Annotated in this window: 8 protein-coding genes, 1 tRNA gene and 1 pseudogene; 4 read left to right on the top strand and 6 right to left on the bottom strand. The window is 45.4% G+C overall.

Annotated features, from left to right (window positions below; all coding sequences use genetic code 11):
- The 4 genes from BG260_RS03480 to BG260_RS03465 form a co-directional block, all read right to left on the bottom strand.
- The coding region (locus BG260_RS03480; protein ID WP_141691506.1) for a ribose-phosphate diphosphokinase at window positions 1-383 on the bottom strand (383 nt) is incomplete at its 3' end.
- Window positions 384-455: 72 nt separating this feature from the next.
- Window positions 456-526 (bottom strand) — tRNA-Gln (locus tag BG260_RS03475).
- 48 nt (window positions 527-574) lie between these two features.
- Window positions 575-1,741 (bottom strand): DUF2851 family protein, encoded by a 1,167-nt coding sequence (locus BG260_RS03470; protein ID WP_069130559.1) that lies wholly within the window; start codon window positions 1,739-1,741, stop codon window positions 575-577.
- 4 nt (window positions 1,742-1,745) lie between these two features.
- A complete protein-coding gene (locus BG260_RS03465) occupies window positions 1,746-2,051 on the bottom strand; it encodes a hypothetical protein (RefSeq protein ID WP_141691505.1) in 306 nt (101 codons plus the stop codon).
- A gap of 99 nt (window positions 2,052-2,150) precedes the next feature.
- Here BG260_RS03465 and BG260_RS03460 point away from each other — a divergent pair, with 99 nt between their 5' ends.
- The 3 genes from BG260_RS03460 (at window position 2,151) to BG260_RS03450 (ending at window position 5,072) form a co-directional block, all read left to right on the top strand.
- On the top strand, window positions 2,151-2,639 hold the full coding sequence (locus tag BG260_RS03460) for a phosphoribosyltransferase family protein (protein WP_069130557.1): 489 nt from the start codon (window positions 2,151-2,153) through the stop codon (window positions 2,637-2,639).
- Between the two features lie 25 nt (window positions 2,640-2,664).
- On the top strand, window positions 2,665-3,537 hold the full coding sequence (locus tag BG260_RS03455; protein ID WP_069130556.1) for a DUF3078 domain-containing protein: 873 nt from the start codon (window positions 2,665-2,667) through the stop codon (window positions 3,535-3,537).
- 188 nt (window positions 3,538-3,725) lie between these two features.
- Complete coding sequence (locus BG260_RS03450; protein ID WP_069130555.1) at window positions 3,726-5,072, top strand: pyridoxal phosphate-dependent decarboxylase family protein; 1,347 nt, start codon at window positions 3,726-3,728, stop codon at window positions 5,070-5,072.
- Here BG260_RS03450 and BG260_RS03445 read toward each other — a convergent pair whose 3' ends face one another.
- Window positions 5,073-6,893 carry a lamin tail domain-containing protein gene (locus BG260_RS03445; protein ID WP_069130554.1) on the bottom strand — a complete coding sequence of 607 codons (1,821 nt, stop codon included), beginning with the start codon at window positions 6,891-6,893 and terminating at the stop codon, window positions 5,073-5,075. It abuts the gene before it with no gap.
- 124 nt (window positions 6,894-7,017) lie between these two features.
- Here BG260_RS03445 and BG260_RS03440 point away from each other — a divergent pair, with 124 nt between their 5' ends.
- Entirely contained in the window at window positions 7,018-7,398 is a 381-nt protein-coding gene (locus BG260_RS03440) for a hypothetical protein (RefSeq protein WP_069130553.1), read from the top strand.
- 2 nt (window positions 7,399-7,400) lie between these two features.
- Here the strand turns inward: BG260_RS03440 and BG260_RS14330 are convergent.
- A pseudogene (locus BG260_RS14330) lies at window positions 7,401-7,586 on the bottom strand (VOC family protein); the annotation flags it as partial.
- Window positions 7,587-7,704 lie beyond the last annotated feature (118 nt).

Raw genomic sequence — 7,704 nt, 5'->3', positions numbered from 1 at the left:
TCCATGGTCAAAATCCTGTCGGCACCAGCCTCAACAAGCACGTTGGCCATCAGCTTTGACGCGATCGACACCCTTGGCTGGTCCTTTCTATCCTGCCTTGCATATCCAAAATATGGTATGACTGCCGTCACACGTTTTACAGAAGCACGTTTTGCTGCATCCAATAGCAGCAAAAGCTCCATAATATTGTCGCCCGGCGGTGGTGTAGACTGAATTACAAAAATATCTTCACCGCGAATACTCTGCTCATACTTCACATACAGTTCGCCATCAGAAAAAGATTTGATCGTCACTTCGCCTAAATCGGTACCGTAACTTTCGGCGATGGCACGGGCCAGCGCGAGGTTACTTCGACCGGCAAATATTGCTAAGGGCGTATCCAACGGATTGACAGGTAAAGGTTTTGAAAAAAGAAAAAGGAGTACCTCTCTGGCATCCTTTTAAATCGTGTTGAGTTGCCCGGGGAGGATTCGAACCCCCACTGACTGGACCAAAACCAGCTGTCCTGCCATTAGACGACCGGGCAATTCATCGAATTGACAGAATTCAAAGATAGAAACAAGAATTTTATCTGTCAAGGATTAATTGCACTTTTAAATACCTCGCACTGATGGCAGTTCCTCTCCAGGCAGTAACGTTTAAACTGATGGGCCAATCCGGCCTTTTTAACCTTTCGGTTTACCTGAAACCCAGCACGTTTAAACGGCCTTACAACTTCACCGGGCAGATGAAACAGCCCCTGCCTCCACGCCTGATAGCTTTCGCGCTTCAGCTTTTCAGAATGGAACAGATCTCCGAGAAGGTAAATTGCCGGCAAATATACCGTATAAAACAAAATATTTTCCCGCTGCCTGCCCGGACGTTTACCCTTGGAGACATCTCTCATTACCCGATCCCAGACATTTACACCATCCATCAAAAATGTTTTAAGTGAAATTTGAGAGAACCCGTAGTGCAGTGCTGCGGCCTGCCGGACTCTTCTCGCAGGGCGACTTCCCGGACGCATACCGGCATTAATCCATGCAGATGAATTCGCTTTACGTTCAGAAAACGCTCCATCTAAAACAGATTTCTCAAACTCTTCCGGCCGCCCAACCGTTGCCACCTCAGACTGAATTTCCAGGAACAGATTCTCCATCTGCTCTCTGTTGCTTGGAATTCCAAGTGTGCGATACACATTTTGAATGAAGGAGTGCCGCCACGCTTCGGAGGGTACTGCCTCCGCAGGATAACGATCGAGCAGTTCATCTACTTTAAAGTCAAAATATTCCCGATGTGCTTTTTCAACCTGCCGTTCAAACGCAACTTGACTGATAAATTTTACCTGACCGGAACAGGGTAAAGCACCGGCCTCTTTTATTTTTAGCAGCTCAAATAACGGTTTGTCTAAAAAATCACTCAGAATAAGAGTCGGAACTTTATGCCCAGCCTGCATCTCGGCTGTTCTTTTTCCGGCATGCAAAACTACATGTAAAATAACGGAGTTAAAGTTCTCATCCAGGTGATGTCCATGCGCAAACCACTCCTCTTCATTCAGATGAATTTCCACTGACCCGTGATGCTTGAGCTGCCCGACCCTTAAAACTGCACCTTTGAAATCGGGTCCGGACCCATGATTTATCTCTCCGGGGTCTTCGATTCCCAAACTCTCTCCGTTCTGCAGTTTTAGCCCGCTGCAATCAAACTGAAGGTTTTCCCAAACCCACTGCAGAAGTGATTCGCTATATCGTGCCGGCCGCATGTGACTAACGAGGCAATTTCAGATCCAGGTCATCTTCCGTCATCGACTCTGTTGCTCTGTACAGGTCCGGAATAGGATCCCGAAAACTGCGTTTGAACTCACTGCCTATTGCAGTCACCTTCTCCCTGCCTTTTCGGAGAACCCTCACCCGTTCTTTTTCCACCGATTGGGTCCATATCTTTGTTTGAAGTACAGCTGAATCAATGAAAGAACTCAACTGCTCTTTTCGTGAACTCAATAAGTAACCGGCTATTATGCCGCCGGCAAAACTTCCTCCGGCAATCATCGATTTTTTTATAACACTACTCATACCGCTCTCCTTTCTCTTTCTTTTCGATTGAATCGATACTTGTTTTAAGTATACTAAATTGGATACTTTCTATGTAGTTATAACAAACTTAATTTTCTTATGATTTTATCCGACCACAACCGAATTCAGCGCACAGCTAAACGCATGGCCTATCAAATAATTGAGGAGGCTCATGGTGCCGATATTCTCTTGGTCGGGTTAAATGAGAGAGGCTTTGCCCTGGCAAACCTGTTAAAACAATTTCTGGACAAAGCTTCAGAAAAAGAGACCAAAACAGAGCAGCTATGGGCCATTCGGGATGATCAGCCGCTTCCCTCACTCAATGGAAACGAAAACACCGTCCTAGTCATTGTAGATGATGTAATATTCAGTGGCTCCACCCTGATGGAGGCTCTCGACAGGGTTGGAAACCGGGATCAGTTTCAGCGAATTTTTGTAACCGTTCTGGTTGACAGAGGGCATAGAAAATATCCGATTGAGGCTTCGGTAATTGGCATTCACATCCCAACTAAATTGAATGAACAGATTGAAGTAGGCCTGAAAAACGGAATACCCGATAGCATTCTACTAACTGAGAGCAACGATTAATCCAAATAAACAAAGAGACAAATTGATGAAAAAAATATTACTGATTTCCACACTTCTTTTTGCGGTTTTTATAAATGGCAAGGCGCAAGATGTTGCAGTTCCCGACTCGCTTGACGGCTGGCAGCTAAATTGGGTAGCCGGCCTTAACGGCTCTCAGGCAGCATACTCCAACTGGTCGCAGGGTGGGGTTAACAACATCGCTTTTACCGGAAATTCCTCGTTTTCCGCAACGTATAAAAAAGAGCGGTTCTCCTATATTTTCGCGTTTATCACTCGCTACGGACAGACAAAAATAGAGGGTGAAGGCGTCAGAAAAACCGATGACCGGCTAGCCGTACGAAATCGATTTCTCTACGACCTTGGAGCAGACCGTGAGAGTGATTTTAAACTTTTCGGTAATGTTAATTTCAGAACCCAGTTTTCGAAAGGATACCGATATGGCGATGCCCCGGACGGCAGCGATGTACTGATCTCAGATTTCATGGCGCCGGGCTATCTCAGCGAAAATGCAGGTATGGCGTACGTTCCGTCAGATAACTTCTCGTTTGAAGCAGGTCTTGGTCTCCAGCAAACATTTGTAAGTGATGAAAGCCTCTCCACCTTATATGGACTGGATGAGGGAGACACCTTCCGGAACGAAGCAGGTTTAACTTTTGCCATTGCCTACGAACGAAATATCGCAACCAATCTGAGCATCTCTTCCTCTGTTGAAACATTTACCAACCTAAACAAAGCCGTCAGCAGTACGGATATTTTTGTGAACAACCAGTTCACCGGTAAAATCAATGATTTTATGAATGCTTCCCTGCGGCTCGATTTTATTTATGATGATGACTTCTCCAAAGAGCTGCAGGTTGCACAGGTACTCTCAGTCGGAGTATCATTTATTCTCATTTAATGTGAATTCGTTCTAAGAATAAATGATATCGGATTATACTCAGTCTCCCCTAAAAAGGGGAGACTGAGAGGGGTATCTAAATTCTTTTTTCATCATTTTTTGATGAACATTTCCTTAGTCCCTCATTGTTAAGGGAGACTTAAAATTCTAAATTTTATCTTGAACCCAAGTTAATTTAAACCGGAACTTTGAACCGATTCACCCCTTATCTTCCCGCATTGGAAAAAGCGCTGCGAAAGATCGATTCGTGGCGCTCTCAATTTGATAGTTCCGATGAAGTTTCAGATATCGATTCTGACCAGATCGATTCTATTTTAAACAACCTATGCGATCGGCTCAACGGCAACTATCCGTTCCATCACCCATCCTATGCCGGGCAGATGCTTAAACCGCCTCATCCTCTGGCGTGGCTGGCTTATTCACTTACAGCTACAATCAACCCAAATAACCACGCTCTGGACGGAGGACCGCCATCCTCGGAGATGGAGAAAGAGGCCGTTCAGGAGCTCGCAAAAATGGTAGGGTATGGCGACACATATTTAGGTCACCTGACTTCGGGCGGAACCATCGCTAATCTGGAAGCACTTTTTGTTGCCAGGGAAATTCACCCGGATAAATCCATTGCGGCTACTGCCAATGCCCACTATACACACAGACGAATGTGCAGGGTGCTGAACACAGAGTTTCTGGAAATCCCCGTGGATGAACAGGACAATCCCGATTTGAATTTTATTAAAGATCATGCCGATCAAATTGGAACGGTGGTGGTTACAATGGGCACCACAGGCCTCGGCGTTGTCGAACCTTTGTCTGAAATTATTGAACTGGCTCATAAACATGGCTTTCGCATACATGCTGATGCAGCCTATGGCGGTTTCTTTTCGCTCATCAAAAATAATCTTCCAAAACTGAAACAGTGGAAGCAGCTTTCTCAAGCCGACAGTATCGTAATTGATCCTCACAAACATGGGCTCCAGCCTTACGGTTGCGGCAGCATTCTTTACAAAGACCCGGCTGTTGGCAAATACTACAAACACGACTCCCCATACACCTACTTCACTTCAGATGATCTCCATCTGGGTGAAATCAGCCTGGAGTGTTCGCGTGCCGGAGCTTCTGCTGCTGCTTTCTGGGCAACTCTCCAGCTCCTTCCACTTTCTGAAAACGGACTGGGATCAATCTTGAAAAAAACTCGGTCGGCAGCCGTTACCTTTTCTGATTTACTAACCGACAGCAAACAGTTTGAGCTCTATCAACAACCGGATCTCGATATTGTCGGATATTTCAAAAAACCTGACGGTAAAAAACTAACCGACGTAAGCCGGTTGAGTCATGAAATTTTTGAGCATGGGATGAAAGCCAAACCGGACAGCGGCTATCATCTGAGCCTTTTTAAGGTATCAGCAGATCACTTCACAACCCGCTTCCCCGATTACAAGGCAGATTCAGAATCCGTCACAATTTTGCGGAGTGTTTTCATGAAAGAGGAGCATGAAAGTTTCATTCCCGTTCTGGCTGAACGAATTGGGATATAATCAGAACTGCCGGGCAAGTACGGCCGTCTCTTTAAACTCTTTTCTGCTGCCATTCGATGCGTTGTACGCCTGCACATAAATAATATAAATACCAATCCGGCTACGGCTCCCATCGTCCATTTTGCCATCCCAAAACAGGGAGCCATGCAGGCCGGCGGGGTAACCGTCTGCAAGCTTTCGAACCAATCGTCCATAGCGGTCATAGATCCTGACCTTCAACAGATAGTTGGGGTCTGCAAAACGATATACGATCTCCAGTTGGTCATCAAGCCCATCACCATCCGGTGAAAAGGGATTGGGCTGAAGCGTGATTTCCATTTCGGAGTCAGATTGTAATTCTACCTGTTCGATCGAGTTCGTGCCTAAAGGAGTGCCGCCCAACACTGTCCTGTTTGAACTCCAGTTACCCGGATCATTTGACTCCCCATTCACATCGATTCTCTCAAGAGCAACTCCCTGTGTTGTCATCAGATTGGGGTTATGCCAATCCGGACTATAACCTACTTGATCTATCACATTACCCGTACTGTCGGATAAAACTACATTCCGCCCTGAGTTTACCAGCCCCAGCCCGGCACGTTCAAAACGCAAGCCAAACCTGTTAAGCTCTTCGGATATCCCAAATGCCCTGCCGGTTCTGCTTTCAGAAGGGGCCAGATTTTCATTTTCAGGATATAACAGAGCAAACTCCCGAGCGGGAATCCACTTCATTTCAGCGCTTACCGGGTCCATTCGGTTGTACTCACCAATATCGTCCGGTGCATCGTGTAAAAATATACCCTCCAGCGATACAGCGTAGTTTTTTCTGTTGAATATCTCCAGATACTCGGACTGTCCTGAAAAATTATCATCACCCGGTAAGGGATGGTACATAATCTCATTCAATACCAGGTCGCCCGCCTGAACAGGCTGCGCAACCGGCTGACTCGACGACGTCATGTTGCCCTTAAAGTCGGACAACCCGTCAATTTCAAGAGTAATCTCTTCACCGGCAGATAAAGATCCGGTATCAAGTACAACACGGTTTGCGATGTTCGGGTTAAACTCCAGAACGGCCAACTCTCTTCCATTCGCTTTAAATTTAGGGCTGCCGACTGCACCTTGCCCTTCTGAGTTATCGAACATGATAAACTCATCGAAATAGACAACGATCTCCTCTCCTTTTAATGAGGCAAACAGAATTTCAGGAGGTAAAAAATCAACTTCATACCTGCTATTCTGCAATCCCGGAGTTGAACCGGACATATCCAAGCTTACACTCCAATTGGCTGGATCGATTGACAGACCGCCCGGGTCTCTCCTCTCAAGCGATACCCCTGGAGCCACCTCACCCCAGTCGGACTTATAAAATAAACTGTCAATCAAAATTTCTTCATGATTGTATACCGCCACAGAGCTTCCATTATCAGTCAGCACAGGGAAACCGGGCAGGTAGTAAATTTTATCAGACAAGCCGGCAAACCCTTCATGATCTGTAAAAACAATGTAATCGTTACTCTTCAGTTCAATCGGTTCAGCCACTTCTACAGAACCCGAACCAATCACCAATTCCCAATTCTGAAGATTAATTGTTTTGTAAGACCGGTTAAAAAGTTCCACAAACTCCGGGCTTCCTGCACTCTCCCTTCGATATAGAATTTCGTTGACGACAATATCTCTTTGCTCAGCTATATCGTTGCTTATCGCATGAGTAAAACTTTCGGACTGTATCAGATTTAATGATGGTTGCCCAATAATAAATTGGTGGATAGAAGTAATTAACAATCCGGCCAGAAAAAACCCCTGCAATACCCCCTTTATCTGTTTTATCGCTTCTCTCATCTTGGTTTATTTTGATCGCGATTTCTAAGAATTTACTTTTTGAAACGGAGGGCTGCAAAAGATTCTCTGTTTTGAATGAAACCAAAATCCAATACTTTACGACCTGAGAACAAATCATATATCTATGTCGCACAGAATCCCCTTTCAAATTAAAAATCTAAACCACGGCTTTTCTGAAGCATCCGGGTTGCTTCACCTGGAAAAGGAACAACTGGTGCTCGAGTTCGAAACTCAGAACTCGATTGTTGGGGTGGTAAAGTCAGGGCTAAGGGAAGTTTCTGTTCCATTTTCCAACATTGAAGAGATCAGCTACAAATCAGGGTTTTTGGGTGGAAAGGTTGAAATTATTGGGAAATCGATGAAGGTGATGGAAGATATACCGGGTGCAAAACACGGTACGGCAACCCTCCACATCCGCCGGAAAGATAGAAAAAGAGCCGGGCAGGTTTTGAGCAGAGCCCGACTCGAACTCTCAGAATACAGATTAAAAGAGCTTGACGGCTAAATTCAGTCCGTTGCAAAAATCTGGCTCTCATCCCGAAACGCCTTGAACCCGAGGGCATTCCCACTCGGGTCGAGAAAGAACATCGCTGCCTGCTCACCGGGTTCACCTTCAAACCGAACATACGGCTCAATCACAAAATCTATGTCGTGACTCTTCAGGCGATCAGCCAGTTTATGAAACTCACCCCATTGATAGCCATAGCCGGCCATCAAAAAGAGAGCTGCCACAATCAAAATTAGATAGAATAGAACTTTAGAAAATTTCATGATTTTTGTGTTGAATGAAAACCTGTGAAGACTAATTAAA

The sequence above is a fragment of the Rhodohalobacter halophilus genome, from assembly GCF_001715195.1.
Lineage (GTDB): Bacteria > Bacteroidota > Rhodothermia > Balneolales > Balneolaceae > Rhodohalobacter > Rhodohalobacter halophilus.
The sequence above is the reverse complement of the archived record's forward strand: the minus strand, read 5'-3'. Positions and strand labels throughout refer to the sequence as shown.